The 24,675-nt window shown below is 63.6% G+C and carries 22 protein-coding genes, 1 tRNA gene and 1 riboswitch; of the genes, 12 read left to right on the top strand and 11 right to left on the bottom strand.

The genetic code is table 11. The annotated features are described in order from the left end of the window. Nucleotides 1-23: 23 nt before the first annotated feature. The 4 genes from CO676_RS01950 to CO676_RS01935 form a co-directional block, all read right to left on the bottom strand. Nucleotides 24-260, bottom strand: a complete 237-nt coding sequence (locus tag CO676_RS01950; protein WP_097519466.1) for an Lrp/AsnC ligand binding domain-containing protein — start codon at nucleotides 258-260, stop codon at nucleotides 24-26. Between the two features lie 167 nt (nucleotides 261-427). After that, entirely contained in the window at nucleotides 428-1,231 is an 804-nt protein-coding gene (locus CO676_RS01945; RefSeq protein ID WP_014760951.1) for a TIGR02186 family protein, read from the bottom strand. Next, complete coding sequence (locus tag CO676_RS01940; RefSeq protein ID WP_014760950.1) at nucleotides 1,231-2,157, bottom strand: sulfite exporter TauE/SafE family protein; 927 nt, start codon at nucleotides 2,155-2,157, stop codon at nucleotides 1,231-1,233. Before CO676_RS01940 ends, CO676_RS01945 begins: the two co-directional genes overlap by 1 nt. A 429-nt stretch (nucleotides 2,158-2,586) precedes the next feature. Beyond that, nucleotides 2,587-6,273, bottom strand: a complete 3,687-nt coding sequence (locus tag CO676_RS01935) for a peptidoglycan-binding protein (RefSeq protein ID WP_097519465.1) — start codon at nucleotides 6,271-6,273, stop codon at nucleotides 2,587-2,589. Nucleotides 6,274-6,687: 414 nt separating this feature from the next. On the opposite strand from CO676_RS01935, the gene CO676_RS01930 reads away from it, so the two are divergent. The 5 genes from CO676_RS01930 (at nucleotide 6,688) to CO676_RS01910 (ending at nucleotide 13,224) form a co-directional block, all read left to right on the top strand. After that, on the top strand, nucleotides 6,688-8,484 hold the full coding sequence (locus tag CO676_RS01930; RefSeq protein ID WP_097519464.1) for an acyl-CoA dehydrogenase C-terminal domain-containing protein: 1,797 nt from the start codon (nucleotides 6,688-6,690) through the stop codon (nucleotides 8,482-8,484). A 111-nt stretch (nucleotides 8,485-8,595) separates the two neighbouring features. Continuing rightward, the gene (locus tag CO676_RS01925; protein ID WP_097519463.1) at nucleotides 8,596-9,804 is read left to right on the top strand and encodes an acetyl-CoA C-acetyltransferase; all 1,209 of its coding nucleotides are present in this window, start codon (nucleotides 8,596-8,598) and stop codon (nucleotides 9,802-9,804) included. 21 nt (nucleotides 9,805-9,825) lie between these two features. Beyond that, nucleotides 9,826-12,039 carry an FAD-dependent oxidoreductase gene (locus CO676_RS01920; protein WP_097519462.1) on the top strand — a complete coding sequence of 738 codons (2,214 nt, stop codon included), beginning with the start codon at nucleotides 9,826-9,828 and terminating at the stop codon, nucleotides 12,037-12,039. Between the two features lie 162 nt (nucleotides 12,040-12,201). Continuing rightward, nucleotides 12,202-12,498, top strand: coding sequence for a hypothetical protein (locus tag CO676_RS01915; protein ID WP_014760945.1), 297 nt, complete (start codon nucleotides 12,202-12,204; stop codon nucleotides 12,496-12,498). Nucleotides 12,499-12,642: 144 nt separating this feature from the next. Continuing rightward, nucleotides 12,643-13,224 (top strand): LysE family transporter, encoded by a 582-nt coding sequence (locus CO676_RS01910; protein ID WP_097519461.1) that lies wholly within the window; start codon nucleotides 12,643-12,645, stop codon nucleotides 13,222-13,224. Between the two features lie 20 nt (nucleotides 13,225-13,244). On the opposite strand, the gene CO676_RS01905 is transcribed toward CO676_RS01910, so the two are convergent. Next, nucleotides 13,245-13,718, bottom strand: coding sequence for an SRPBCC family protein (locus CO676_RS01905; RefSeq protein ID WP_097519460.1), 474 nt, complete (start codon nucleotides 13,716-13,718; stop codon nucleotides 13,245-13,247). A gap of 140 nt (nucleotides 13,719-13,858) precedes the next feature. On the opposite strand from CO676_RS01905, the gene CO676_RS01900 reads away from it, so the two are divergent. The 5 genes from CO676_RS01900 (at nucleotide 13,859) to CO676_RS01880 (ending at nucleotide 17,402) form a co-directional block, all read left to right on the top strand. Then, the gene (locus tag CO676_RS01900) at nucleotides 13,859-14,383 is read left to right on the top strand and encodes a helix-turn-helix domain-containing protein (protein ID WP_014760942.1); all 525 of its coding nucleotides are present in this window, start codon (nucleotides 13,859-13,861) and stop codon (nucleotides 14,381-14,383) included. A 162-nt stretch (nucleotides 14,384-14,545) separates the two neighbouring features. Then, a complete protein-coding gene (locus CO676_RS01895; protein ID WP_014760941.1) occupies nucleotides 14,546-15,199 on the top strand; it encodes a helix-turn-helix transcriptional regulator in 654 nt (217 codons plus the stop codon). Between the two features lie 12 nt (nucleotides 15,200-15,211). After that, nucleotides 15,212-16,051, top strand: a complete 840-nt coding sequence (locus CO676_RS01890; protein WP_097519459.1) for a thermonuclease family protein — start codon at nucleotides 15,212-15,214, stop codon at nucleotides 16,049-16,051. 24 nt (nucleotides 16,052-16,075) lie between these two features. Beyond that, nucleotides 16,076-16,486 (top strand): tellurite resistance TerB family protein, encoded by a 411-nt coding sequence (locus CO676_RS01885; protein ID WP_097519458.1) that lies wholly within the window; start codon nucleotides 16,076-16,078, stop codon nucleotides 16,484-16,486. Nucleotides 16,487-16,589: 103 nt separating this feature from the next. Next, entirely contained in the window at nucleotides 16,590-17,402 is an 813-nt protein-coding gene (locus CO676_RS01880) for a sterol desaturase family protein (RefSeq protein WP_097519457.1), read from the top strand. Nucleotides 17,403-17,434: 32 nt separating this feature from the next. Here CO676_RS01880 and CO676_RS01875 read toward each other — a convergent pair whose 3' ends face one another. The 3 genes from CO676_RS01875 to CO676_RS01865 form a co-directional block, all read right to left on the bottom strand. Then, nucleotides 17,435-18,286, bottom strand: a complete 852-nt coding sequence (locus tag CO676_RS01875; protein ID WP_097519456.1) for a transporter substrate-binding domain-containing protein — start codon at nucleotides 18,284-18,286, stop codon at nucleotides 17,435-17,437. A 123-nt stretch (nucleotides 18,287-18,409) separates the two neighbouring features. Next, nucleotides 18,410-18,484 (bottom strand) — tRNA-Gly (locus CO676_RS01870). A 140-nt stretch (nucleotides 18,485-18,624) separates the two neighbouring features. Next, entirely contained in the window at nucleotides 18,625-19,722 is a 1,098-nt protein-coding gene (locus CO676_RS01865) for a 2'-deoxycytidine 5'-triphosphate deaminase (protein ID WP_097519455.1), read from the bottom strand. Nucleotides 19,723-19,798: 76 nt separating this feature from the next. Beyond that, a riboswitch (SAM riboswitch) is annotated at nucleotides 19,799-19,877 on the top strand. A gap of 43 nt (nucleotides 19,878-19,920) precedes the next feature. On the opposite strand from CO676_RS01865, the gene CO676_RS01860 reads away from it, so the two are divergent. Next, nucleotides 19,921-21,105 carry an O-succinylhomoserine sulfhydrylase gene (locus tag CO676_RS01860; protein WP_097519454.1) on the top strand — a complete coding sequence of 395 codons (1,185 nt, stop codon included), beginning with the start codon at nucleotides 19,921-19,923 and terminating at the stop codon, nucleotides 21,103-21,105. A gap of 49 nt (nucleotides 21,106-21,154) precedes the next feature. On the opposite strand, the gene CO676_RS01855 is transcribed toward CO676_RS01860, so the two are convergent. Further along, entirely contained in the window at nucleotides 21,155-21,769 is a 615-nt protein-coding gene (locus CO676_RS01855; protein ID WP_097519453.1) for a CDP-alcohol phosphatidyltransferase family protein, read from the bottom strand. Nucleotides 21,770-21,880: 111 nt separating this feature from the next. On the opposite strand from CO676_RS01855, the gene apaG reads away from it, so the two are divergent. Next, on the top strand, nucleotides 21,881-22,273 hold the full coding sequence (gene apaG, locus CO676_RS01850; protein WP_097519537.1) for a Co2+/Mg2+ efflux protein ApaG: 393 nt from the start codon (nucleotides 21,881-21,883) through the stop codon (nucleotides 22,271-22,273). Between the two features lie 11 nt (nucleotides 22,274-22,284). On the opposite strand, the gene CO676_RS01845 is transcribed toward apaG, so the two are convergent. Beyond that, a complete protein-coding gene (locus tag CO676_RS01845) occupies nucleotides 22,285-23,280 on the bottom strand; it encodes an Hsp33 family molecular chaperone (protein ID WP_014760933.1) in 996 nt (331 codons plus the stop codon). Between the two features lie 417 nt (nucleotides 23,281-23,697). Continuing rightward, entirely contained in the window at nucleotides 23,698-24,615 is a 918-nt protein-coding gene (gene argF / locus CO676_RS01840) for an ornithine carbamoyltransferase (RefSeq protein WP_097519452.1), read from the bottom strand. Between the last annotated feature and the right edge of the window lie 60 nt (nucleotides 24,616-24,675).

Here is a 24,675-nt window from a genome sequence, read left to right as displayed (position 1 = left end):
CCGCCCGCATCCCCCTCCAACGATCAGAAGGCGTTAAAGGTAAGCGTCGTCAGCGAACGGGAAATGCCCGGAACGCTGGCGATATTGTCGTTGATGAACTTGCCGATGTCCTGGCCTTCCTCGACATAGATCTTCAAAAGCAGGTCATAGTTACCGCTCGTCGAATACATCTCCGAGACGATTTCCTTGCGGTAGATCTCGTCGGCGACCTCGTAGGTCCGGCCGGGAGCGCATTGCAATTGCACGAAAATCGGTTTCATGGGCTTCCTCTGCTTCCGGGAGGTGGCCTCCCGACCGTTGTAACCGCCCCTTGGCGCGAGGACAGAGGGGGCGTTGCTGATCTTCCGGCCTCTCTTAAACCGCAACGGCACAAAAGGGAACGCGCCAACGCGGTAGTCGAGAAGCTCTGCGCCGGCTCCGTACCGCATCAATCCTTGCGGAAGAGCAGGCTCGCGCCCCATCCGGTGATCACCGCCAGCGTCACGGCAAGGAGGCCGTAGATGATCGGCTGCTCATGCGCGGCGCGGGTGATCGCCTGTTCGAGGCCGGTTTTAACCACCCGCAGCGGCAAGGCCTTGGCAGCGACGAAGAGACCTTCGCGGAACAGATAGGCACGCACCACATGGACGCCGTTCGGGACGTTGGCCGGCAGCCGGACGGATGCCTTGAAGAGGCTCGAGCTGATGAACTGCACGCCACCCGGATCACGCTGGTAGACGCCGCTCTCTTCGCGGATGCGGCGGAAGGCGTTGCGGAACTCGCCGAGGCTGCTGCCGTCACCGATGAAACCGAGCGGCACCAGCCGCATGTGATCGACGCCGATGCCCATATTGGCGATGTCTCGCGGCGGCGCGATCGTCGCGATATCGCGGGTGCTCGACAGCGAATAGGCTTCCGGCACGAGCTCGAAGGTCATCGACTGGGTATTGACCCAGATGCCGAAAACGCGCTGCTTCTTGCGCACCGTCGCATTGTCCTTTGGCCCTTCGAGCACGACGACGATGTTGTACTTGCCCTGGGCGAGAAGGTTGGCGTCGAAGCCGTCGATGGCGCCGAAGATCGTCAGGTCGGCGCCGCGGAAATCGGAGGTGATGGAGATCTCGTCCGTCGAGATGCCGATCTCGAGCTTCTCGGGGAAGTTCCCAACCTCCCGCTCCAGAGACTGTGCCGATGCCGGCCCGGCAGCCGCCAGAGTGAGAGCAAACAGGAGGAGGCGGGCGAGCGCGCGCATCAGAAGCCGAACCCCGCCGAAACGACCGAATAGATGTCCTTCGGAGGAATGATCAGCTCGATCGACAGGCGGATACCGACGGCAAGGACGAGCAGCGCCAGAAGGGCACGCAATTGCTCGCCGCGTAGCCGCTGGCCGACGCGCACGCCATATTGCGCGCCGATGACGCCGGCGATCATCAGCACGAAGGCAAGCACGATATCGACCGTATAATTGGTCGAGGCCTGGACGATCACCGTATAGGCCGAAACGAAGACGATCTGGAACAGCGAGGTTCCGACGACGACGCTGGTCGGGATGCGCAGGAGATAGATCATCGCCGGCACCATGATGAAGCCGCCGCCGACGCCCATGACCGACGTCAGGATACCGATGCCGAAGCCGAGCGTGGCGACCGGGATGACGCTCAGATAGATCTTCGATTTCTTGAAGCGCATCTTCAGCGGCAACCCGTGGATCCAATTATGCTGGCCGGGCCGGCGCAACTGGGTCGGCTGGTTCTTGGCAGCCTTGCGCATGGCGCCGATGCTCTCCCATAGCATCAAACTGCCGACCGAACCGAGCAAGACGACGTAGAGGAGCGAAATGACGAGATCGAGCTGGCCGATGCTGCGCAGCAGCGAGAACAGCCAGATGCCCACGGTCGCGCCAACGAGGCCGCCGCAGAGCAGCACCGTTCCGAGCTTGATGTCGATCGTGCCGCGCCGGAAATGGGTGATGGCGCCTGAGATCGACGAGGCGACGACCTGGTTCGCACCGGTCGCCACCGCCACCACCGGCGGAATGTTGTAGAAGATCAACAGCGGCGTGATCAGAAAGCCGCCGCCGACTCCGAACATCCCCGACAGGAAACCGACGGCCGCGCCCATGCCGAGAATGATGAATATGTTCACCGACAATTCTGCAATGGGCAGATAGACCGTCACGGCCAAACCTCGATGTAACAACGAACCCGCAATGCAGGTGAAATTGCAATTGCACAACTCCTAACCGGAAACGATTTAGGAATCGTGCAACGCTTTGAACCATTCGCACCCCAACCTCCGAGCGAGGCATGGTGGGATGCTTCGAAGTGGCGAGAACACCACCAGCGGAATATTTCGGGCAGAGCTTCCCGCTTTCCAATCGGATCACTTAAAGGCGTGAGATGCTCTGGATTCAGGTTTCCGGAGCGCCCGCAACGGGACGCCCGACGGCGCCTCCGCTCATGCGCCCTCAGGCGGGAGCTGTCAACCATTTCAGGGACATGGAGCCGCAGTTTCCACCCCGCTGCCCTGTCGTCAGGATCTGCGGCTTTAACGCGGCGTCGGGTCAGAACGAAAGGGGTGAGGTCGAGCGAGCGGCCGCGCGGCCGGTCACGAGTTCCGCTTCAACAGTTCCTTCACCAGTTCGTCGGTTATTTCACCGGTCGGCTCGTGGCCGATCGACTTCTGGAACGCCTTGATCGCTGCAATCGTCTTCTTGCCCATATGTCCGTCGGGGGCGCCGGCGTCGAAGCCATTGTTGTTGAGAATGGCCTGAATGTTGCGCAAGGCCTTCGTCATGTCGACCGACGCGGTCTTGGTCGAGGGGCCGACCCAGGCGTCCGGCACATCCACCGTATTCGCCTCGGCATCGAGCGGCTGCACCTTCCAGGCGTCGACTTTCGCCTTGGCGCTCGAGAGCTCCTCGGGCTTCATCGCCCTGGCGATCTCGTCGCGCTTTTCGCCGGCGTCCTTGTCGCCGCCGCGCGCGGCGATCGCGAACCACTTGTAGGACTCCTCGAGGCTCTGGGCGACGCCGTTGCCGCGGGCATAGAGCACGGCAAGATTGAACTGGCTGTCGCGGACCCCGAGATTGGCGGCCTTCTCGAACCATTTCACCGCCGCCGCGAGATCGGGCGCACCGTCGCGGCCGCTGGCGAGCATGACCGCAAGATTGTGGCTTGCACTGGCGTTACCCGCCTCGGCAGCCTTCTGGTAGAGAGCCTTGGCCTTGGCCGCGTCCCGCGTGACACCTGCCCCCTTCTCGTAGAGATTGGCAAGCCGGTAACCGGCCGGCACGACGCCGGCATCGGCCGCACGCTGATACCATTTGGCAGCTTCGGCGAGATCTTCCTTCGCCCCGCGTCCCTCGGTGAAACGGGTGCCGATCTCGTAATGGGCGAGCGGGTCGCCGCCCTTCGCCGCCGTTACCAGGGCCGGCGGGCCAAAGCCTTCCGGCAGGACGATATTGCTCGCCTTGACCGGCTCAAAACTCGCTGCCGTGAGCGTGCCTGTGGTCGCCGGCTGGAATGTCGAGACCGGGCCTGTATGAGCTGGTTTGGCCGGCGGCTGCAGCAGCGGCGCCTCGCCCGCGTCTGCTGCCGGAACGACTGCGGCAGCCGTGTCAGCCTTCGTCGCGGGCACGTTCGTCGCGACGGGAGCAATCCCAGCCTTCTCGACCGGAGCCGCAGCCTTCGGCGGCTCGGCAGCCGTTGCCGCGACTGGGGTGGATACCGGCTTCGCCGCTTCGCCGCCCGAGGCCTTCGACGCAGTTTCCACGTCCGCCTTGCGCTCGACCGCCGCGGCGGGCTGGACGCTCTGCGCGTCCCTGCCCTTGAGCATCGTGCTGACCAGCGGATAGGACATGATCGCCAGCAGCACCGCACCAACCGCCATCAGGATCGGGCGACGATGACGGGCAAAGGCACCGCTGACGGCGGACGGTCCCTTATTGTCCTTGGCGCTCTTCAGCGAGTCGGCTTCCTCGACAGCCATTTGCGCGGCACGGCGCGCCGCAGCGATGAAGTCCGCCTTTTCGCCGCCGGCCTCCGGCTGGCCGCCGCGGGCCATTTGCCCGGCACGCACGCGCTCGAGAATCTTCTTGACGTCCGGCACGCCGGAGCCTGGCTCGAGCAGTTGGTTGGCGTCCTCCGGCGCGAGCATTTCGGAGGCGTCGATCGAGGGGGCGGGCTCGACTATCTGGCGCGCCTGAACCGGCGCCGTCTCGTTGCGCTTGGCGGAGAAGCGCCGGGTCAGCCCGGCGAGCAGGCCCGCCTTTGCGGCTCGGGCCTCGACCCGCGGTTCGTCCCGCTCGACGGTCGAAACATCGACGGAGGAAGACAGGTCGGCCGCAACCGGGCCCGTGGCGGTGACTTCGACCTCGATCGCTGATCCGGCCTGCTGACGTTCGTCCTGCCGCTCAGCGGCGTCGCCGAAAGCGCCGCCATACTCCGGCTGCACCGCTTTCGGCATCATCGGCATGTCGCGCGGGGCGTTCCGCATTCCGGCGCTCGGCTCCCGTTCTTCGAGCCGTTCCAGTTTCTCGGCGATGTGGACGAGTGTCTCATGCAGCGCCTCGAAGGTGCGCGCCGTGCGCTCTTCGCTCGAACGGCTGAGGCCCTCGAGCGCCCTGAGGTCGTCGGCGAGCGCCGAGATCGCGGCCATGTCGGCGCCGGCTGCAGTCTGCGGCATGCCGTTCCTGGCATAGGCCTCCATCACCGCCTCGGCGGCCTGACGGGCGGCTTCGATGATATATTCGTCGCTCGTCGCCAGGTAGTCTTCGAGCGCAGTCATGCGGCTTTCGAATTCCATCGGTGCAGCGCCGGCCGGCTCCTGATGCGACTGGCTCACCAGCGCCGAGAGATTGCCGATCTGCGCTTCGAGATTGCGCAGCGCCTCGCGATCGTCGAAGGGCGCGGCTTGTGTCTCCTCGAGGCGCTGGGCGATGTCGGCAAGCCGGTCTTCGAGCCGGTCGAAGCGCATGTCCGGCGCCGGCGAGTCGGCATGGCCGTCGAGTTCGTCGATTCGGCGGGCGAGATAGTCGAGCCGTTCCGCCAAGGCGTCGTTGACGCTGCCCTGGTCCAGCGCCTCGATCTTGCGCGAAATATCGGCAAGATAATCTGTCAATTCCGGCGCCGCGTTGCGCTGGCTGTGCTCGAGCAGCGCCGATAGCTGGTCGAGCCGTTCCTCGAGCCGAGCCGCGGCCCTCTCGCCTGCAAGATCCTCGACGCGCGCCGTCAGAGCTTCGATCCGCACGCCAAGCCCGGTATCCACCGGGCGGGCAAGACTGTCGATCTGGCGCGACAGATCGCCGAGGCGGCTTTCCAGCCGGTTGACAACGGCATTGTCGAGGCTCGTGGTATTACGCCCCGCGACGATCGCGCGGCCGATTTCGTCGAGCCGCTGATCGAGCTCGGCGAATTGCGGGACGAGTCGCCTATCGTCCGGCTCTATCTGGCGCCCCAGAATTTCGATCGCCCGGGCGACCGCGACGAGCTTGTCCTCCAGCCCGTCGACCGCCGAGGCGGGGTTCAACGTGCCTATCTGCGACTTGATTTCGTCAAGGCGGTAGGCGAGCGCCACGAGCTCGTCATCGCGGTTCTGATCGAAGGCGTTCAGCCGATCCTCGACACCGTTCCAGCGGCTTTCCATGCGACGCATGCTGTCTTCGCGCGCCAAACCGTCGATCATCGTCCGGAGGTCGTCGAATTCGACCCGAAGCGCGTCGGCCTGCGCCGACGGCGCCTGGCGACCGAGCTGATTGATGCTGTCGGCAAGCCGCTGCAAGTCCGCCCTGATATCGGCGGCATTGTTGCGGTCTTCCGAAGCCTCGACCTTGATGCCCCGAATTTCGGAGCGCAGGGCATGCATTTCGCGAGCAAGCCCGTCGCTGATGTCGCGCTTCAGGTCCTGCCTCAAGCCGACGAGAGCCTCTGCGATATCGGCTGCCGCGGCGGGGCGCGGCGGCTGGGCCGGCGCCGCCTGGGAGGGCTGGTATCGCGACTCTTCCGCAAGGCGCGCCGGAGTGGGGCGATCGGTTTCACGCGCCGCGATGCGCTCGCGCAACGGCGTTCGCTCCCGTGCGCCGGTCAGCACGCGCTGGCGTTCGAGGATCTCTGAAACGGCGTTGTTCGGCGGTGTCGGTCGCTCCGGCTGGCGCTGCTCGCGGCTGACGCTGCTCATCAGGCCCTCGATGCGTGCCTCGAGGCCTTCGATGGTGCGGTTCAGGGCATCGAGCGACGGTCTGTCGCCATAGGACGGGTTACCTATGCGCTGAGGATTGGATCGCGATCCGTTCATTGTCTCTTCGCCCCTGTCGTCGATCGTGGAAGCCGGGGAACGACATCAGGTCCGTTCCTCTTCAGCGGTCCAGCCGATGCGGGCAAAGCCACAACAACGCGAGCCTTCCGGTTGCAGCTTTGACCATCTCACAGCCCACAATTCATTAAACGTGGTAAACAAGCGGTTAATCGGCGGGGCTTTTTAACGATTTATCCATCTGCGCCCGTCCTAATCTTCCTCGACAGGTCTCTTCGAACCGACAGCAGCATTGCTCCAAATTTTTGCGACGCGTTTTTTTTGACGTTTACGCAAACGTCAAAATTTTGTAGCATCCTGCCAACGATACGACACCGATCACTTCGGCGCGCGCTCAAACAGCTCAAATCGGGCAAGCCGCGGCGCCGCCCGAGGGGACATCAAGGCGAGGAAAGAATGCCCATCTACAAGGCTCCGGTCGACGACACCCTGTTCATCCTCAACGACGTGCTCGGCCTCGAGCGCTACCACAACCTGCCGGGCTTTGCGGATGCGACGCCGGACATGGTGGCGGCAATCCTTGGCGAGGCCGCCAGGCTCGCTGAGGACGAGCTCTTCCCGATCAATCTTTCCGGCGATCAGGAAGGCTGCAAGCGCCATGACGACGGCTCCGTCACAACGCCGACGGGCTTCAAGCAGGCCTTCGATCACTATCGCGAAGGTGGCTGGCTGGGCCTCGCCGCGCCGGAGGAGTTCGGGGGGCAGGGCCTGCCCTACACGCTCCATACCGCCGTCGGTGAATTCATGTCCGCGGCGAACATGTCACTGATGATGTATCCGGGTCTGACGCAGGGCGCGATCGCCGCCATCCTCGTGCACGGCTCCGAGGAGCAGAAGCGCGCCTACCTGCCGAAGATGATCGACGGCACCTGGACCGGCACGATGAACCTGACGGAGCCCCATTGCGGCACCGATCTTGGCCTGCTTCGCACCAAGGCCGCGCCGAACGGCGACGGATCCTACCGGATCTCCGGCCAGAAGATCTTCATCTCCGCCGGCGAGCACGACATGGCGGAGAACATCATCCACCTGGTCCTCGCCCGGATCGAGGGCGCGCCGGAAGGCGTCAAGGGCATCTCGCTCTTCATCGTGCCGAAATTCAAGCTGAACGACGACGGCCGGCCTGGCGAGCGCAACGGCGTTTCCTGCGGCGCGATCGAACACAAGATGGGCATTCACGGCAACTCGACCTGCGTCATGAACTATGACGAGGCGACCGGCTACCTGATCGGCGCGGAGAACAAGGGCCTCAGCGCCATGTTCGTGATGATGAACGAGGCCCGTCTTGCCGTCGGCATGCAGGGGCTGGCGATCGCCGAGATCGCCTATCAGAATGCCGCGAACTATGCGCGCGAACGCCTCCAGGGCCGCTCGCTTTCCGGTGCCAAGGCGCCCGAGCAGAAGGCGGACCCGATCATCGTCCATCCGGACGTGCGCCGCTCGCTGATGACGATCAAGGCCTTCAACGAGGCCGGCCGCGCCTTCACGCTCTGGACGGCGCTGAAATCCGACATCGCCCAACGTTCGGACAACGAAGCGGAGCGGCAAGCGGCCGACGACATTCTCGGCCTGATGACGCCGATCCTCAAAGGGGTGCTGACCGACAAGGGCTTCGAGCACGCGGTAATGGCGCAGCAGGTGTTCGGCGGTCACGGCTACATCGAAGAGCATGGCATGAGCCAGTATGTCCGCGACGCTCGCATCGCGATGATCTATGAGGGAGCGAACGGCATCCAGGCGCTCGACCTCGTCGGCCGCAAGCTTGGCCTGAACGGCGGCCGCGCCGTCATGGCGCTGTTCAAGGAAATCGGCGATTTCTGCGAGGAGAACCGCGGCGACGAAAGTCTCTCCGGCTACACCAAGGCGCTGAAGAAGGGGCTCAACGATCTGCAGGCGGCGACCATGTGGTTCATGCAGAATGCCATGGCCAAGCCCGACAATGCTGGCGCCGGCTCGACCGACTACATGCACCTCTTCGGCCTCGTCGTGCTCGGTTACATGTGGGCCAGGATCGCCAAGACCGCGCAGGAGAAGCTTGCCGCCGGCGAGACGACGCAGGCGGACTATCTGAAGAACAAGCTCACCACCGCAAGGTTCTTCATGGAACGAATCCTGCCGGAGACGGCGCTGCGCAAGGTCCGCATCGAAACCGGCGCCGATACGCTGATGGCGCTGGACGCCGCTGCGTTCTGATTTCAAAGTGGGACTGGACGACGAACGGTCTGCGAGGCGGTTTTCCGCCCGCACTCTGTTCTGATTGATAATGCGCGGCCCGACCGGGCGCCGACGAAAGGGAGATGACAGATGACGAAAGTCTTCGTTTACGACCACGTGCGCACGCCGCGCGGCCGTGGCAAGAAGGACGGCGCTCTGCACGAAGTGCCGTCGGTCCGGCTCGCCGCCAAGGTGCTCGAGGCGGTCCGCGACCGCAACGGGCTCGACACCTCGACCGTCGACGATATCGTCATGGGCTGCGTCGATCCGGTCATGGATGCGGGCGCGGTGATCCCGAAGGCGGCCGCCTTCGAAGCGGGCTACTCGACGCGGGCGCCCGGCATGCAGATCTCCCGCTTTTGCGCCTCCGGTCTCGATGCCGTCAATTTCGGCGCCGCCAAGATCGCCCAAGGGGCGGACGACATCGTCATCGCCGGCGGTGTCGAGTCGATGTCGCGCGTCGGCCTCGGAATGTCGGGGGGCTCCTGGTTCATGGACCCATCCGTCAACCTGCCGGCCTATTTCATGCCGCAGGGCGTTTCGGCCGACCTGATCGCCACCAAATACGGCTTCTCGCGTGACGACGTCGATGCCTATGCGGTGGAGAGCCAGAAGCGCGCCGCCCATGCCTGGGAAAAAGGCTATTTCGAGAACTCGGTCGTGCCGGTCAAGGACCAGAACGGCCTGACGATCCTCGACCGCGACGAGCATATGCGTCCCGGCACCGACATGCAGGCGCTCGCCTCGCTCAACCCTTCCTTCCAGATGCCCGGCGAGATGGGCGGCTTCGAGGCCGTCGCCATCCAGGCGCATCCGGAAATCGAGCGGATCAACTATGTCCACCATGCCGGCAACTCCTCCGGCATCGTCGATGGCGCCGCGGCAGTGCTGCTCGGCTCGAAGGCCGGCGGCGCGGCCATGGGGCTGAAGCCGCGCGCCCGTATCCGTGCCTTCGCCAATATCGGCTCCGATCCGGCACTGATGCTGACCGGCCCGGTCGACGTTACGGAAAAGCTCCTGAAGCGCGCCGACATGAAGCTCTCTGACATCGACCTCTTCGAGCTCAACGAGGCCTTTGCCGCCGTGGTGCTGCGCTTCTGCCAAGCTTTCGACATTCCGCACGACCAGATCAACATCAATGGCGGCGCTATCGCCATGGGCCATCCGCTCGGCGCGACCGGCGCGATGATCCTCGGCACGGTGCTCGACGAGCTCGAACGCCGCGACCTCAACACGGCGCTGGTGACGCTCTGCATCGGCGCCGGCATGGGCACCGCAACGATCATCGAACGCGTCTGATCCGATCCCGGGAGAGAGAATATGTCTTACACGAACTTCAAGATCGAAACCGACGCCGACGGCATCGCACTCGTCACCTGGGACATGCCCGACAAGTCGATGAACGTTCTCACTGAGGAGGTGATGGACGAACTGGATGCGATCGTCGACCAGACGACCGCCGATGCCGCCGTCAAGGGCATCGTCTTCACCTCCGGCAAGTCGTCCTTCTCCGGCGGCGCCGACCTCTCGATGATCAAGTCGATGTTCACGCTGCAGACCGAGGAGAAGAAGAAGGATCCGGCAAACGCCGCGCAGAAGCTCTTCAACCTCGTCGGCCGCATGACGGGGCTGTTCCGCAAGCTCGAAACCTCAGGCAAGCCCTGGGTCTCGGCGATCAATGGCACCTGCATGGGCGGCGCCTTCGAACTGTCGCTCGCCTGCCACGGCCGTGTCGCTTCCAATTCGAAATCGGTCAAGATCGGGCTCCCTGAGGTCAAGGTCGGTATCTTCCCGGGTGCCGGTGGCACGCAACGCGTGCCGCGGCTCACCAACACGCAGGATGCGCTGCAGATGATGACCACCGGCTCGTCGCTGACCGCGGCGCGCGCCAAGGCCATGGGCCTGGTGCACGATGTGGTCGATCCGGACAAGCTGGTCGACGCCGCCAAGGCGATGATCAAGAATGGGCTCAAAGCGGTGCAGCCCTGGGACGAGAAGGGCTTCAAGCTTCCGGGCGGCGGCGTCTGGACCCCCGCTTCCGCGCAGCTCTGGCCGGCGGCCTCCGCCATTCTCCGCCGTGAAACCTATGGCAACTATCCGGGCGCGATCGCCATCCTGAAATGCGTCTATGAAGGCCTGCAGGTCCCGTTCGACACGGGCTTGAAGATCGAGCAACGCTATTTCACCGAGATCCTGCAGACCACCGAAGCCTTTTCGATGATCCGCTCGCTATTCATCTCGATGCAGGAGCTCGGCAAGGGCGCCCGCCGCCCGGCCGGCGTAGCGAAGACGGAGCTCAAGACGGTCGGCGTCGTCGGTGCAGGATTCATGGGCGCCTCGATCGCCTATGTGACCGCCGCCGCCGGCATTCCGGTCACCCTCATCGACCGCGACATGGAAGCGGCCGAAAAGGGCAAGGCTCATTCGGAAGGCCTGGTCAAGGACGCGATCGGCAAAGGCCGCCTGACCAAGGAAGAAGGTGAGGCGCTCCTCGCCCGCATCTCGCCTTCGGCCGACTACAACGACCTCAAGGAGGTCGGCCTCGTCGTCGAAGCCGTGTTCGAAGACCGCCAGGTCAAGAAGGACGTGATCGAAAAGGTGGAAGCGGTGATCGGCGAGGATGCCATTTTCGCGTCGAACACCTCGACGTTGCCGATCACGGGCCTTGCAAAGAACTCGAAGCGACCGGAGCAGTTCATCGGCGTCCATTTCTTTTCGCCGGTCGAAAAGATGATGCTGACGGAAGTGATCGTCGGCAAGGAGACCGGCGACAAGGCACTCGCCACGGCGCTCGACTATGTCGCCGCGATCAAGAAGACGCCGATCGTCGTCAACGACACGCGCGGCTTCTACGTCAACCGCTGCGTCTTCCGCTACATCCACGAAGCCTACGACATGCTGATCGAGGGCGTGCCGCCGGCGATGATCGAAAACGCCGCCAAGATGGCCGGCATGCCGGTCGGGCCGCTGTCGCTCAACGACGAGGTGGCGATCGACCTCAGCCAGAAGATCCTCAAGGCGACGGTCGCCGATCTCGGCGAAAAGGCGGTCGATCCGCGCCATATGGCTCTGGTCAACAAGCTCGTCGACGAACTCGACCGGCGCGGCCGCAGGAACGGCAAGGGCTTCTACGAATACCCGGCGAAACCGGCGAAGAAGTATCTGTGGCCGGAGCTGAAGACGCTCTATCCGCAGAAGGCGGCCGACAAGGTCGACGTGGAGGTGCTGAAGCAGCGCTTCCTCGCAACGATCGCGCTCGAAGCGGCCCGCACCATCGAGGAAGGCATCGTCACCGATCCGCGCGAGGCGGATGTCGGCTCGATCCTCGGCTTCGGCTTCGCGCCCTACACCGGCGGCACGCTCTCCTATATCGACGGCATGGGCGCCAGGGCCTTCGTCGCGATGTGCAACAAGCTGGCCGAGGACTATGGCGACCACTTCAAGCCGACGCCGCTCTTGAAGGAGATGGCCGAAAAGGGCGAGACCTTCTACGGACGCTTCGATCCCTACGGGCAGGCGCAGAAGGCGGCTTAAGGCGCCTCCCTTCGCAACGAGAATCCGAGGGCCGCGCCGACGGGTGCGGCCTTTTTGCGTCCGATCATTCCGGCGCAAGAGCGGAGCGCGCGATCGGCCGAAGCTCTATGTCTGCCACCGCCTCTTTCAATCGTCCTTCGGAGGTGAACTGGAGAAACCGAGATGTCGAAGCCTCACAAGGTCGTCGTCGAGAACATCATCCGCCCCGGCAAGATCAATTTCGTCGATGCGGAAAAATATGCGGCGATGAAGGCCACTTTGCTGGCCGTCACGCCCACCGAACCACCCGGCCTGACATTGGCCGAGATACGCGAGCGTATCCTCGCCCGTTTGCCGGAGGAGGAATTCCCAGGCGGCAAAGGGGTCTCGTGGTGGTCGAAAACGGTGCAGCTCGACCTCGAAGCAAAGGGAGAAATAGTGCGGGAGAAAACGCGACCGATCCGGCTGCACAGGGGTTGACGGGGCTACCGTCGCGCGGCGTGGCTGGATTGGCGGGCTTTGGGTCAAATCGAACCGCGCAGCCGGCAGTTGACTCGGATCAAGTTGCCAAGTTGGCGAGTGAGCTAAAGGCATGTGCAGTTACCGAAAGCCGAAAAGCCCATCATGCAGCCGCTGCCCTTCGCCCTTGCCATCCTGCTTCTGCTCGCAACGCCCGGGCCGACCAACACGCTGTTGTGGCTTTCGGGCGCGGCGGTCGGCATGCGCCGCTCCTTGCCCCTGCTTCTCGGCGAACTCGGCGGTTATCTGACGGTGATCGTCCCGGTGGCGGTGATCGCGGCGCCGCTGCTTTCCGCGCATCCGGCGATTGGCCTCGTGCTGAAGCTCGCCGCGGCCTGCTGGAGACTCTTCATGGCGCATGCGCTCTGGACGGTGAAGGCGAACGCCGCAAGCGAGCGGCCGATCGTCCCCGGGCAGGTCTTCGTCACCACTCTCCTCAACCCGAAGGCGCTGATTTTTGCGCTCGTCATCATGCCGCAGGTCGGGCTTCAAGCGATGTCGCCCTGGCTTCTCGGGTTTGCGGCGCTGACGCTGAGCGCCGGTTCGCTGTGGATCGCCGCCGGCACCCTGTTGGCACGCCTGCCGAGGCGGCCGGTCGGCCCGCGCCTTCCGCGCCGCATCGCCGCCGCCTGCCTTGTTGCCTTCTCATTCGGCATCGCCGGCAGTGCGCTTGCGTCGATGGTCTGAGACGATGACTACCTTTATCCTCAGGCGGCTTCGGCCTTCTCGCCAAGTTCGGCGGCCAGGAAGCCGATCAGTTGCTCCCAGCCGCTGCGGCGATATTCGACCTGGTCCAGGCCGTCAAGAAAGGCGGCCTGTTCCGTGAACACGACGCGGGTTCCGCTTCCCTCCGGCACCAGCTCTGCGGTGGCGAGAGAAGCGGAAATCGGCCGATCGTCCTTCGCCATCGTGTAGGCCGAGATGATGCGCCGGTTCTCGACAATATCGAGATAGACGGTCTCGTTGAAATAGAAGGTTTTCCCGTCCTGGCTGAAGCGCCCGCCTTCCCGGCCGCCGACGCGGAAGTCGTGGCGGTACTCCGCCACCGGCCAATTGTCGGCTTTGACGAACCAGCGGTCGTGGGCGGCGGGGTCGGCAAAGGCACCGAACACCCGCTCGGGGGATGCCTTGAAGACGCGCTCAATCGTGAAGCTTGCATGTTCGACGGAAGTCTGGGTCATGGCTTCTCTCCTCCTTGACGGTCGGACCGATGAATGCGCCTCGCGCCGCGACAACTGATATCAATATGAAAGCAGTTGCACTGTAATCTCACTGGTGCAATAATGCAAGCAGTTTTAAAGATGGGGAATTGCAGACCAGAATGACTGACGATCACCGCTCGGCTTGCCCGATCAATCTCTCGCTCGAAGTCTTCGGAGACAAATGGAGCCTTCTGATCATCCGCGACATGATCTTCGGCGGCAAACGCCACTTCCGCGAGATGCTGCGGTCGCAGGAGGGCATTTCCTCCAACATCCTCGCCGACCGGCTGAAGACACTGCTTGACATGGGCATGCTGACGAAGCGCGACGATCCGAGCCATAAGCAGAAGGCGATCTACAGCCTGACGGAGATGGCGATCGCATTAGTGCCGATCATGGCCCATCTCGGCGCCTGGGGGCGGCGCTACCTGCCGGTCAGCGAGGAACTGAGCATCCGCGCACAGCTCATGGAAGAAGGCGGCCCGGCGCTCTGGGAGCGTTTCATGGACGAACTCAGGGCCGAACATCTAGGCCCGTCCGGTGCATCGGAAGGTCCATCGGTGCGCCAGACGCTGCAGGCGGCCTATGAGGAGGTCATGGCCCGCAAGGCCATGCAACGGCAACTCGACAGCGCCGGTTCCTGAGTCCGTCGTCGGCGCCGCCGTTCCCCCTGCAAGCACAGGACTATTTTCCTGTCCATTCTTTACGCCCGATCCTCGCTTCGTTAAGCTATAATCAGGCTGAAGCGGGGTGCGAAGCAGCTTGCAGTTTTGACCCGTGGCGCCCTACCTGCGGGGTGGATCGACATGCTTTCACACGACAGCATCTGGCGAGCGATCGATGCGCTGGCGGAGCGCCATCAGCTCTCGGCGTCCGGCCTTGCACGTCGCGCCGGTCTCGATCCCACCTCCTTCAACAAGTCGAAGCGCCAATCGCCTGACGGGCGCGATCGTTGGCCGTCGACAGAATCGATTTCGAAGATCCTCGAGGCGACCGGCGCGACGATCGACCAGTTCATGGCGCTCCTGCAATCCGTCAGTGGCGTATCGCCCCGCTCCGGCCAGCCGGCCTCGGGCATTCCTCTGATCGGCTTCGCGCAGGCCGGCGCAGGTGGCTTTTTCGACGACGGCGGCTTTCCCGTCGGGCAGGGTTGGGACGAGGTCGAGTTTCCCGTCGCGCCACAGAGCAAGGCCAGCGTCTACGCCTTGGAGGTTCAGGGCGACAGCATGCTACCGCTCTATCGCGACGGGGACGTCCTGATCGTCGATCCGGGAGCGCAAGTGCGCCGCGGCGACCGCGTTGTCCTGAGAAGCCGCGAGGGCGAGGTGATGGCGAAGATCCTGGCCCGGCAGACGTCGCGCGGCGTCGAGCTTCTGTCGCTCAATCCGGAGCACCCGAACCGCAGTTTCGAGATGAAAGACGTCGAATGGATCGCCCGAATCATTTGGGCCAGCCAATAGGATAGCGTCAAGATGCGGCCGCAGTTCATCTCCATCGCCGGCGGGCTCGCCGCCCTCGCCCTCTACGCCGGGATCCTGCTGAACGGGGCGGCGACGATCCGCGCCCGGGAAAGCGCGGCCACACCCGATTTCGTGCTGGAGACGCCAGACGCCGCGCCGATCGAGGAACCGGCTGAGGAGCCAGCTCCGGCCGCGCAAATTCCAGCCGAGCCGACGCCACCGCCCGCCGAAGCGGAGGCTGCCGCCAAAACCTCCAGAGTGCCCGTGCGGCCGGTCGAACCCGACCTTTTCGCGATACCGGAAGAGGGTGTTGCGAAGCCGCTTGAACGGATTGCGCCCCGGCCGCCTCTTTCGGCGCCGGAAGAGAAGAAGACAACCCCTACCGTCTTGCAGCGACCCGTCGCGCTTGCCGCCGGCCTCGTCCAAACCGGCGACACGACCCTGCAGATCAAGGATATAGAGCCGGAAAAGGCGGACAAGCTCTGCGAAGGGGCCGGCAAGAGCTGGCCCTGCGGTATGGTGGCGCGCACGGCGTTCCGCAATTTCCTGAGAGGGCGGGCTCTCGTCTGCGACCAGGTCGACGAGAAGACCGAGGACTCCCCCGCCGCAAGCTGCAGGGTCGGCAATATCAACGTCGCCGAATGGCTTGTCACGAACGGCTGGGCGATACCGCTTCCCGGTACCGCACTCGAAGCGAAGGCGGAAGCTGCCCGAAACGCCAAGCGCGGCTTCTATGGCAGCGACCCGCGTGATCTGAGCCGGAAGCCCCTGGTGCTCCAGGAGCCCGCAGGCGGCCTGAACTTCGGCGAGACCGCGCCGGACTTGCAAGCCCCCGTGGAAATTCCTAACTGATCGCCAGCAATCCCGAGAGAGCAGATGTCCGCAAGCCTCAGCCAGCACGAAGCCCTTGTCTATGTCATGGTCATGATGTCGGCCGTCGACAGGAGCATGAGCGATGACGAATTCGCACGCATCGGCGGGCTCGTGCGTTTCCTGCCGCCCTTCGACGGTTTCGACGAGGATCGGCTGATCCACATCGGTCGCGAGTGCGCGGCCCAGCTTGCCGCTCCGGAGGGGCTCGACGTGACGCTCGAAATGGTCCGCGAATCGCTGCCGCAGCGGCACTACGAAACAGCCTATGCGCTCGCCGTCGAGATCGCCGCCGCCGACCAACGCATCCGCACCGAGGAAATCCGGCTGCTGCAGCTCCTGCGCGACCGCCTGAGCCTCGACAAGCTCACCTGCGCGGCAATCGAGCGCGGCGCCCTGGCGCGCTTTCGCAGGTAACCGCTGGCGGCGCCGGGCTTCATTCACGGCAACATTCACGGCAACGTGTCTTTGCCCGCTCCCGTCAAAACGTCATATCGTTGTCCCGCGAGAAGGATGACGAATGCTTTTCCTTGGGATCGCGGAACCGGTCTGGCGGCTCGGTGCCTTTGCGGTGATCTTCGCCGCGCTGGCAGCGCTCGAACTACTGCACCCCCGGCTCGAGCGGCCCGAGCTGCTGCAGGCCCTCAAGGCGCGTCGCTGGGCCACGAACCTGTCGATCCTTCTCCTCTCGTCGCTGCTGCTGCGCATTGTCTTTCCGGCTGCGGCGACGGGCGTTGCGCTATGGACCGACTTGCGCGGCTATGGCCTGCTCCCTGCACTTGGCGTGCCGGCGCCGCTTGCCGGTCTGCTGGCCTTCGTCGCGCTCGATTTCGCCGTCTGGCTGGAGCACGTGGTGTTTCACAAGCTGCCGGTCCTGTGGCGAATTCACCGTGTTCATCACGCCGACCCGGGCGTGGACGTCACGACGGCGCTGCGCTTCCACCCTCTGGAGATCCTGCTCTCGATGGCCTGGAAGAGCGCAGTCATCATCACGCTCGGCGCGCCGGCAGTCTCCGTTCTGATCTTCGAAATCGTCCTCAATGCCGCCGCGATGTTCAACCACGCCAACCTGCGGCTGCCGCCGAAGCTCGACCGGCTTTTGCGGCAGATGATCGTCACCCCCGACATGCACCGCATCCATCACTCCGTCGAAAAGGGCGAAACGGATTCGAACTACGGCTTCAACCTCTCCGTCTGGGACCGGCTATTCTCGGCCTATGTGGCGCAGCCAGCGAGCGGCGACGAGGCGATCCAGACCGGTTTGAAGGCGTTTGGGCGCGGCGAGCCGACAAAGCTCGTATGGTCTCTGATGCTGCCGTTCCGCCGTGGGTAAATCGAACGAGTGAAGTGCTTGCCCCTCCCGGTTCAATAAATGCCGTTCGGGAAATAGCGCAGGTAAATTTCTTCGAGCCTGCCGCTGCGCGAGAGCGCCAGCAGGGCATGGTCGATCGCCTGGGTCAGGGCGGGCTCGGTCGTGCGGTTCATGATCGTCAGCCCCTCGCCCAGGAAGCGCTCCGAGAAATAGGCGCCATCCATCAGGGCGCAGCATCCCGCGGCGACGCTGCCGGAAACCCAGAAGGATAGTTGCATGGCATCGGAGAAGACGGCCGTCACGGCACCCTCTCGCAAGGCGTTCAGCAAGGCTTCGCGGTCGGGATAGGCCTTGGCTTCGAGCTTCGGAAAAAAGGCTTTCAGCATCGCCTCATGCGTCGTCCCGGCCACGGCTCCGATGGGTTTGCCGACAAGATCGGTCGGCTTCTCAATGCCCTCTCCTGCCTTCCTGTTGACGGCGAAGCGTGCCGGCATTTGCATGAAGGCCCTGGAGAAGGCGAAACGTCGCCTCAGTTCCGGCGTCACGGCGACGCCGGCGACGATCGCCTCGCCCTGCCCCTGCTCGAGGGCGGGCATCAGCTCGGGATAGGTCACCGCCTGGATCTGGCATTTCGACTCGATCTCCAGCTCACGGCAGATTTCCCGGGCGAGGTCGACATGGAATCCGGAAAGCTTGCCCGACTGATCGATGAAATTGAAGGGCGGGAAATCGACCGTGGTGAGGAAACGCAGCCGCGCCAGCCCGGTCAGATCGGGCTTGGCGATGCGCTCGCGCGCATCGAACAGCAAAGGCAGCTCCTTCGGCGCAGCGCTCGCTTGGGACGCGACAAGCAATGCCGAGACAGCAAGCATTCCCAAAAGACGGTGAAAGAAAGCGCGCGTCATTGCAATCCGATGCCCCCGTACTAAACCGAACCTACCGGGATGTTGCGACGCTGGCCACGGTAGGCCCTCGACACGCGGGCGCACAGCGGAGGCCATCGGCGGGCTCGTGGAGCCAAAGAGAAATGGAGCGGGTGATCGGGATCGAACCGACGACATCAAGCTTGGGAAGCTGGCGTTCTACCACTGAACTACACCCGCGTCAGAAGCGGAAATTTCCCCAACGGCGTCGATCTGTCAAGCGCCTACAGCGCCGTGCGTCGTGTCAGACGCACAAAGGTCGCTGTAGCACTTTGAATTGCTGCATGTTTTTTTTCCTTGATCGGAAACATGCGGCAGGCTCACTCGGCGCGAAAATGCTTCGACAGCTTCAGGCCCTGCGCCTGGTAGTTCGAGCCGAGATCGAGGCCGTAGAGCCCCTCCGGGCGCTCCAGCATATGCTCGTAGATCAGTCGGCCGACGATCTGTCCGTGTTCGAGGATGAAGGGCACCTCGTGGCTGCGAACCTCGAGCACGGCGCGGCTGCCGCTACCGCCAGCCGAGGCGTGGCCGAAGCCAGGATCGAAGAAGCCGGCATAGTGGACGCGGAACTCGCCGACGAGCGGGTCGAAGGGCGTCATCTCGGCGGCGTAGAGCGGCGGCACATGCACCGCCTCACGGGAAACAAGGATATAGAACTCGTCCGGATCGAGGATCAGGTCGTCGCGGCCACGACTGTAAAGCGGCTCCCAGAAATCTAAGACCGCGTGCTCTGCCTTCTTGTCGACGTCGACGACCGACGTGTGGTGCTTGCCGCGATAGCCGATCAGGCCTTCAGGACCGGTGCCCTTGAGATCGATCGACAGTGCAATACCGCCGCCGGAGACGTTGGGCCGCTCGCTGGCGACGAGCACGTCGCTTTCATGCAGCCCCAGCAGTTCCTGTTCGGAAAGGACGGAGTGGCCGATGCGGAAACGGATCTGCGAAAGGCGCGAACCGCGGCGGACGACAATCGGGAAAGTCCGCGGGCTGATCTCGAGATAGAGCGGCCCGCTATAGCCGGCCGGGATCTTGTCGAATTCCTGGGCTCGGTCGGTGATGACGCGCGTGAAAATATCGAGGCGGCCGGTCGAGCTCTTCGGATTGGCGGAGGCGGACATCATCTCCGGCAGTGAAAGGCTTTCCATCAGCGGCACGATATAGACGCAGCCGGTTTCCAGCACTGCGCCCTCGCTGAGATCGATCACATGCAGCTTCAGGCGATCGAGCTTGTCGGCGACCAGATGGGCGGGACCCGGCATGAAACTCGCCCGGACGCGAAATGCCTTGGATCCGAGGCGAAGATCGAGGCTGGCCGGCTGGATCTGATCATCATCCAGCACCTTCTCGCTCTTCAGACGTCCCGACGCGTACAGCGCGGCAATCGCGCGGTCGGCCAAAATCCCTGTTTCGCGGCCCATTTCCGATCCTCATTCTCAGTTGCCAGACAAAACCAAACTCCGGGAATTGACGCAAGCGCGACCAAGCAGTATTGGAGCTTTATCCCGTGGTGATTTGGCCGGTCGGCTTGCAGCCACGTTAAACAAGTAGCTAAAAAGGCCGGGTGTCAAACCGGTCGTTTCGCGACCGGTTTTTTTGTTTTTGAAGGTGATCGTCGCATGAGCAAGAACTGGCGCCCGGCAACCCAACTCGTCCACGGCGGGACCACCCGCTCGCAGCACGGCGAGACCTCCGAAGCAATCTTCCTGACGCAGGGCTTTGTCTATGACAGCTCGGAGGCGGCCGAAGCCCGCTTCAAGGGCGAGACCGACGGCTTCATCTATGCCCGCTACGGCAGCCCGACGAACGACATGTTCGAGAAGCGCATGTGCATGCTCGAAGGCGCCGAGGATGCGCGCGCCACTGCCTCCGGCATGGCGGCCGTCTCGTCGGCGATCCTCTGCCAGGTCAAGGCGGGCGACCACATCGTCGCGGCGCGCGCCCTCTTCGGCTCCTGCCGCTGGGTGGTGGAAACGCTCGCCCCGAAATACGGGATCGAATGCACGCTGGTCGACGGCCGCGACCTTGCCAACTGGGAAAACGCGGTCCGCCCGAACACCAAGGTGTTCTTCCTAGAGAGCCCGACCAACCCGACACTCGAAGTGATCGACATTGCCGGCGTCGCCAAGCTCGCCAACCAGGTCGGCGCCAAGGTTGTCGTCGACAATGTCTTCGCCACGCCGCTTTTCCAGAAGCCGCTGGAACTCGGCGCCCATGTCGTCGTCTATTCCGCCACCAAGCATATCGACGGCCAGGGCCGTTGCCTCGGCGGCGTCGTGCTGGCCGACAAGGAGTGGATCGACGAGAATCTGCACGACTATTTCCGCCACACCGGCCCCGCCATGTCGCCCTTCAATGCCTGGACGCTGCTCAAGGGCATCGAAACGCTGCCGCTGCGCGTCAAGCAGCAGACGGACAACGCCCGCCGCATCGCCGACTTTCTTGCCGAGCAGCCGCAGGTGGCGCGCGTCATCTATCCGGGCCGCAAGGACCATCCGCAGGCCGACATCATCGCCAAGCAGATGAGCGGCGGCTCGACGCTGGTCGCCTTCGAACTGAAAGGCGGCAAGGAAGCTGCCTTCGCGCTTCAGAACGCGCTCGAGATCTCGCGGATTTCCAACAATCTCGGCGATTCGAAGAGCCTCATCACGCATCCGGCAACGACGACGCACAAGAACCTCACCGATGAGGCCCGCGCCGAACTCGGGATCTCGGCCGGCACGGTGCGCTTCTCGGCCGGCATCGAGGACAGCGACGATCTGGTCGAGGATTTCGCCAAGGCGCTGAAGTCGGATCGGGCCTGAGCGGCGCCGCAGCATAAGTCGAAACCGCCCTCGTAACGCGGGCGGTTTTTCATCGTCCGTCGCGAAAGATCAGGCGCGCAAGAACGATCCGCGATAGGGCGGTGTAAAGGCAAAGGGCGGCGAATATCACTGCCAACGCCGAGAACCAGGCTGGAAAGAGGCAAGCGACCAGAAAGAAGGCGATCGTCTCGGTCGCCTCCGCAAGGCCGGTCGTGAAATAGATCGACTTCGCGCCGCGGATCTCGGTCGACAGCGCCCGCTTCTCGGCGATCGCGGCGAAGGCAAGGAAGCTCGAGCCATTGACATAGAATGAAAAGAGCAAGAGCCCGCCGGCGAGGCCGTTGGCCGCCGGATCGGCAACGATGAAAGCGAGCGGGATCGCGCCATAGAAGGCGAAGTCGAGGACGATGTCGAGAAAACCACCGAAATCGGTCTTGCGTCTCGCACGCGCCACCGCCCCATCGAGGCCGTCGCAGAGCCGGCTCAACAGGATGAGAGCCGCGGCCGCAAGATAGTCGTGCCGGGCAATGAGGACGGCCGCGGCAAGTCCCAGACAAAGGCCGCAGATCGTGATCGCATCGGCGCTCAAGCCGCGCTTGGCGAGCGCCGCACCGAGCCGGTTCAGAATGGGATCGAGATGCCTGCGCACCGCACCGTCGAGCATGTTTGCCTGCCTTGCATGAAATTCGTAACGGCCGGTATAATCTTGCCGTTATTCTTCACGAAACCTTATCGCCGTATGATACTCGAGCAATTTTGAAACAGGATGTCGAACATGTACCGCGCACTGACTCGCGACATAGAAGTCACGGTGGAGCCGTACTATCTCGAGGAACAGTCGGATCCGGATGACAGCCGCTATGTCTGGGGCTACCGCATCGTCATTTCGAACCATTCAGGGACAGCGGTGCGGCTGATGACCCGCTATTGGCACATCACCGACGAGAACGGCCAGGTGGACGAAGTGAGCGGTCCGGGCGTCATCGGCGAGCAGCCGCTGCTCAACCCGGGCGACACCTACGAATACTCTTCCGGCTGCCCGCTCGACACGCCGTCGGGCGTCATGTTCGGCCACTACTGCATGGAGGCCGAAGACGGAGAAACCTTCAACGTGGCCATCCCCGCCTTCTCGCTCGATTCTCCCGGACTGGTGCGTACCTTGAACTAAGGGTCTAATTCTTACTGAGAGCGCACTTCGCTCGCCTCGAAGCGGTAGTTGGTGGAGCAGAACTCGCAGGTGACCTTGATCTGGCCGTCCTCGATGCTGTGCTCGATGTCCTCGTCGCTCAGTCCCTCAAGGACCTGGCGTATCTTGTCGCGCGAGCAGCTGCAGCGATCATAGACCGCCTGGGGCTGATAGACGCGCACGCCCCGCTCATGGAACAGCCGATACAGCAGACGCTCCGTGCCGACCATCGGGTCGGTCAGTTCATCGGTATCGATGGTCTCGACCATCACCTTTGCTTCAGCCCAGAGATCGTCGTCCTCGAAGAGCAGGCCGGCATCGCTATCGTCGCCATCGCCGCCGGGTAGGTCCGGCTGGCGCATGCGGTCGGGAGCCTCTGGCAGGAACTGCGCCACCATGCCGCCGGCCCGCCAGCGATGCCGCGGTTTGCCGTTTTCGTCCCGGTCGAGCAGTTCGGCGACGGCAAGGCGAACCTTGGTCGGTATCTGTTCCGATTGGCGGAAATAAACCGCTGCGATCTCCTCCAGCGTCGCGCCGTCGAGCGCCACGATGCCCTGGTAGCGTTGGGTGTGGGCGCCCTGGTCGATGGTAAAGGCGAGGATGCCGTTGCCGAGCAACTCGTGCGGCTGCGTGCGCCCGCCATTCTCGGCGGCGGCAAGCGCCTCTTCGTCATAGCGCGCATAGGCGCGAACCCGATCCGGGGTGGAGAAATCGGCGACGACGAGGTCGACCGGCCCATCACCCTGGGTCTGGACGATCAGCTTGCCCTCGAACTTGAGCGAGGTTCCAAGCAGAACGGTCAGCACGACCGTTTCGGCAACGAGCCGCGCCACCGGCAGCGGATAGCTGTGCCGCTCAAGGATCGCGTCGAGCATCGGACCGAGCTGCACGGCCCGTCCCCGTACGTCGAGACCCTCGACCTGGAAGGGAACGACGTGGTCGTCACCGGCAAAATCGAACTCGCCAAGTCCCGGTGCTGTCTCTGTCATCGTTTGCTCCTTGCATGGATCACGACGGCCGAGGCAACCCGAAATCGTCGTGATCGAACTTCCAATTGTGTGCGGTGCAAGCGGAAAACCGCGTACTCCCTTTGCCATTCCTGTACTTCGTTGCATCTCTATCGAGAGGCGCAACGGGTGCATGACGTCTTGAATTGCTCGTGACATCGAGAGCGCCGATCGACGCACTCCGTCTCTAACTGCCGCTTATGCCATTTGATCCCGCTGTGAACGGATTTGTCCAGCAGGCACATGCGAGGCCCGAGAACGCCTCTGAGGCGATGTCTCCGCCAAAGCGCGCTCGCAACACCGGCGCAAGGGCCGGCATCTCCCGCATGCCGCCTAAATTGTGTCGCCGCGTCCCGAATTCAATAGCCGCGCCCGCACCCAGGCTCCGCCCAACCGCTATCAGACGACGCCCAGGCACCAGGCGAGGATCGACTTTTGCGCGTGCAGCCGGTTCTCGGCCTCGTCGAAGACGACGGACTGGGGGCCATCGATGACCTCGTCGGTGACTTCCTCGCCGCGATGCGCCGGCAGGCAATGCATGAACAAGGCTTCGGGCGACGCATGCTTCATCAGCGCCTCGTTGACCTGATAGGGCTGGAAGACGTTGTGTCCCCGGGCGCGATGCTCCTGGTTCATGGACACCCAGGTGTCGGTGACGACGCAGTGGGCGCCCGCAACCGCCTGCTCCGCCTCATGGCAGAGGAGGATTTCGCCACCATTGTTGCGCGCCCAGTTGAGGAACTTGTTCTGCGGCTCGGAGCCGAGCGGCACCGCCATGTTCATCTTGTAACCGAAGCGTGCCGAGCCTTCGATCAACGAATGGAGCACGTTGTTGCCGTCGCCCGTCCAGGCGATCGTCTTGCCTTTGACCGGTCCGCGATGCTCCTCGAAGGTCATGATATCGGCCATGATCTGGCAGGGATGCGTGTCGTCGGTCAGGCCGTTGATGACCGGAACGGTCGCGTGCTCGGCCAATTCCAGCAGCCGGCGATGATCAGTCGTGCGGATCATGATCGCATCGACGTAGCGGGACAGCACCTTGGCGGTGTCGCCGATCGCCTCGGCGCGGCCGAGCTGCATTTCGGTGCCCGACAGGAACAGCGTCTCGCCGCCCAGCTGCCGCATGCCGACATCGAAGGAAACGCGGGTGCGGGTGGACGGCTTCTCGAAGATCATCGCCAGCATCTTGCCGTCAAGCGGCTTCTCGGCCGTTCCGGCCTTGGTCGCCGTCTTCCGCAGGAGTGCATCGTCGATGATCGTGCGCAGGTCGGCGCTTGTCATTGCCGAGAGATCGAGGAAGTGTCTAGAGGCAATCATAAAGCGATATTTCCTGTCATAAACCGGTAATCGACCATACTATCCGCGCCGCTTTCAACC

Origin of the sequence: Sinorhizobium sp. BJ1 (genome assembly GCF_002531555.1) — a bacterium.
Lineage (GTDB): Bacteria > Pseudomonadota > Alphaproteobacteria > Rhizobiales > Rhizobiaceae > Sinorhizobium > Sinorhizobium fredii_B.
Note: the sequence above shows the minus strand (reverse complement) of the source record. Positions and strands in the feature narration are given on the sequence as shown.

Excerpts from the sequence above, each read along its gene's own strand:
- CO676_RS01950 (WP_097519466.1), bottom strand. The coding sequence starts at position 260 with ATGAAACCGATTTTCGTGCAATTGCAATGCGCTCCCGGCCGGACCTAC.
- CO676_RS01945 (WP_014760951.1), bottom strand. The coding sequence starts at position 1,231 with ATGCGCGCGCTCGCCCGCCTCCTCCTGTTTGCTCTCACTCTGGCGGCT.
- CO676_RS01935 (WP_097519465.1), bottom strand. The coding sequence starts at position 6,273 with ATGAACGGATCGCGATCCAATCCTCAGCGCATAGGTAACCCGTCCTAT.
- CO676_RS01930 (WP_097519464.1), top strand. The coding sequence starts at position 6,688 with ATGCCCATCTACAAGGCTCCGGTCGACGACACCCTGTTCATCCTCAAC.
- CO676_RS01925 (WP_097519463.1), top strand. The coding sequence starts at position 8,596 with ATGACGAAAGTCTTCGTTTACGACCACGTGCGCACGCCGCGCGGCCGT.
- CO676_RS01920 (WP_097519462.1), top strand. The coding sequence starts at position 9,826 with ATGTCTTACACGAACTTCAAGATCGAAACCGACGCCGACGGCATCGCA.
- CO676_RS01915 (WP_014760945.1), top strand. The coding sequence starts at position 12,202 with ATGTCGAAGCCTCACAAGGTCGTCGTCGAGAACATCATCCGCCCCGGC.
- CO676_RS01910 (WP_097519461.1), top strand. The coding sequence starts at position 12,643 with ATGCAGCCGCTGCCCTTCGCCCTTGCCATCCTGCTTCTGCTCGCAACG.
- CO676_RS01905 (WP_097519460.1), bottom strand. The coding sequence starts at position 13,718 with ATGACCCAGACTTCCGTCGAACATGCAAGCTTCACGATTGAGCGCGTC.
- CO676_RS01900 (WP_014760942.1), top strand. The coding sequence starts at position 13,859 with ATGACTGACGATCACCGCTCGGCTTGCCCGATCAATCTCTCGCTCGAA.
- CO676_RS01895 (WP_014760941.1), top strand. The coding sequence starts at position 14,546 with ATGCTTTCACACGACAGCATCTGGCGAGCGATCGATGCGCTGGCGGAG.
- CO676_RS01890 (WP_097519459.1), top strand. The coding sequence starts at position 15,212 with ATGCGGCCGCAGTTCATCTCCATCGCCGGCGGGCTCGCCGCCCTCGCC.
- CO676_RS01885 (WP_097519458.1), top strand. The coding sequence starts at position 16,076 with ATGTCCGCAAGCCTCAGCCAGCACGAAGCCCTTGTCTATGTCATGGTC.
- CO676_RS01880 (WP_097519457.1), top strand. The coding sequence starts at position 16,590 with ATGCTTTTCCTTGGGATCGCGGAACCGGTCTGGCGGCTCGGTGCCTTT.
- CO676_RS01875 (WP_097519456.1), bottom strand. The coding sequence starts at position 18,286 with ATGACGCGCGCTTTCTTTCACCGTCTTTTGGGAATGCTTGCTGTCTCG.
- CO676_RS01865 (WP_097519455.1), bottom strand. The coding sequence starts at position 19,722 with ATGGGCCGCGAAACAGGGATTTTGGCCGACCGCGCGATTGCCGCGCTG.
- CO676_RS01860 (WP_097519454.1), top strand. The coding sequence starts at position 19,921 with ATGAGCAAGAACTGGCGCCCGGCAACCCAACTCGTCCACGGCGGGACC.
- CO676_RS01855 (WP_097519453.1), bottom strand. The coding sequence starts at position 21,769 with ATGCTCGACGGTGCGGTGCGCAGGCATCTCGATCCCATTCTGAACCGG.
- apaG (WP_097519537.1), top strand. The coding sequence starts at position 21,881 with ATGTACCGCGCACTGACTCGCGACATAGAAGTCACGGTGGAGCCGTAC.
- CO676_RS01845 (WP_014760933.1), bottom strand. The coding sequence starts at position 23,280 with ATGACAGAGACAGCACCGGGACTTGGCGAGTTCGATTTTGCCGGTGAC.
- argF (WP_097519452.1), bottom strand. The coding sequence starts at position 24,615 with ATGATTGCCTCTAGACACTTCCTCGATCTCTCGGCAATGACAAGCGCC.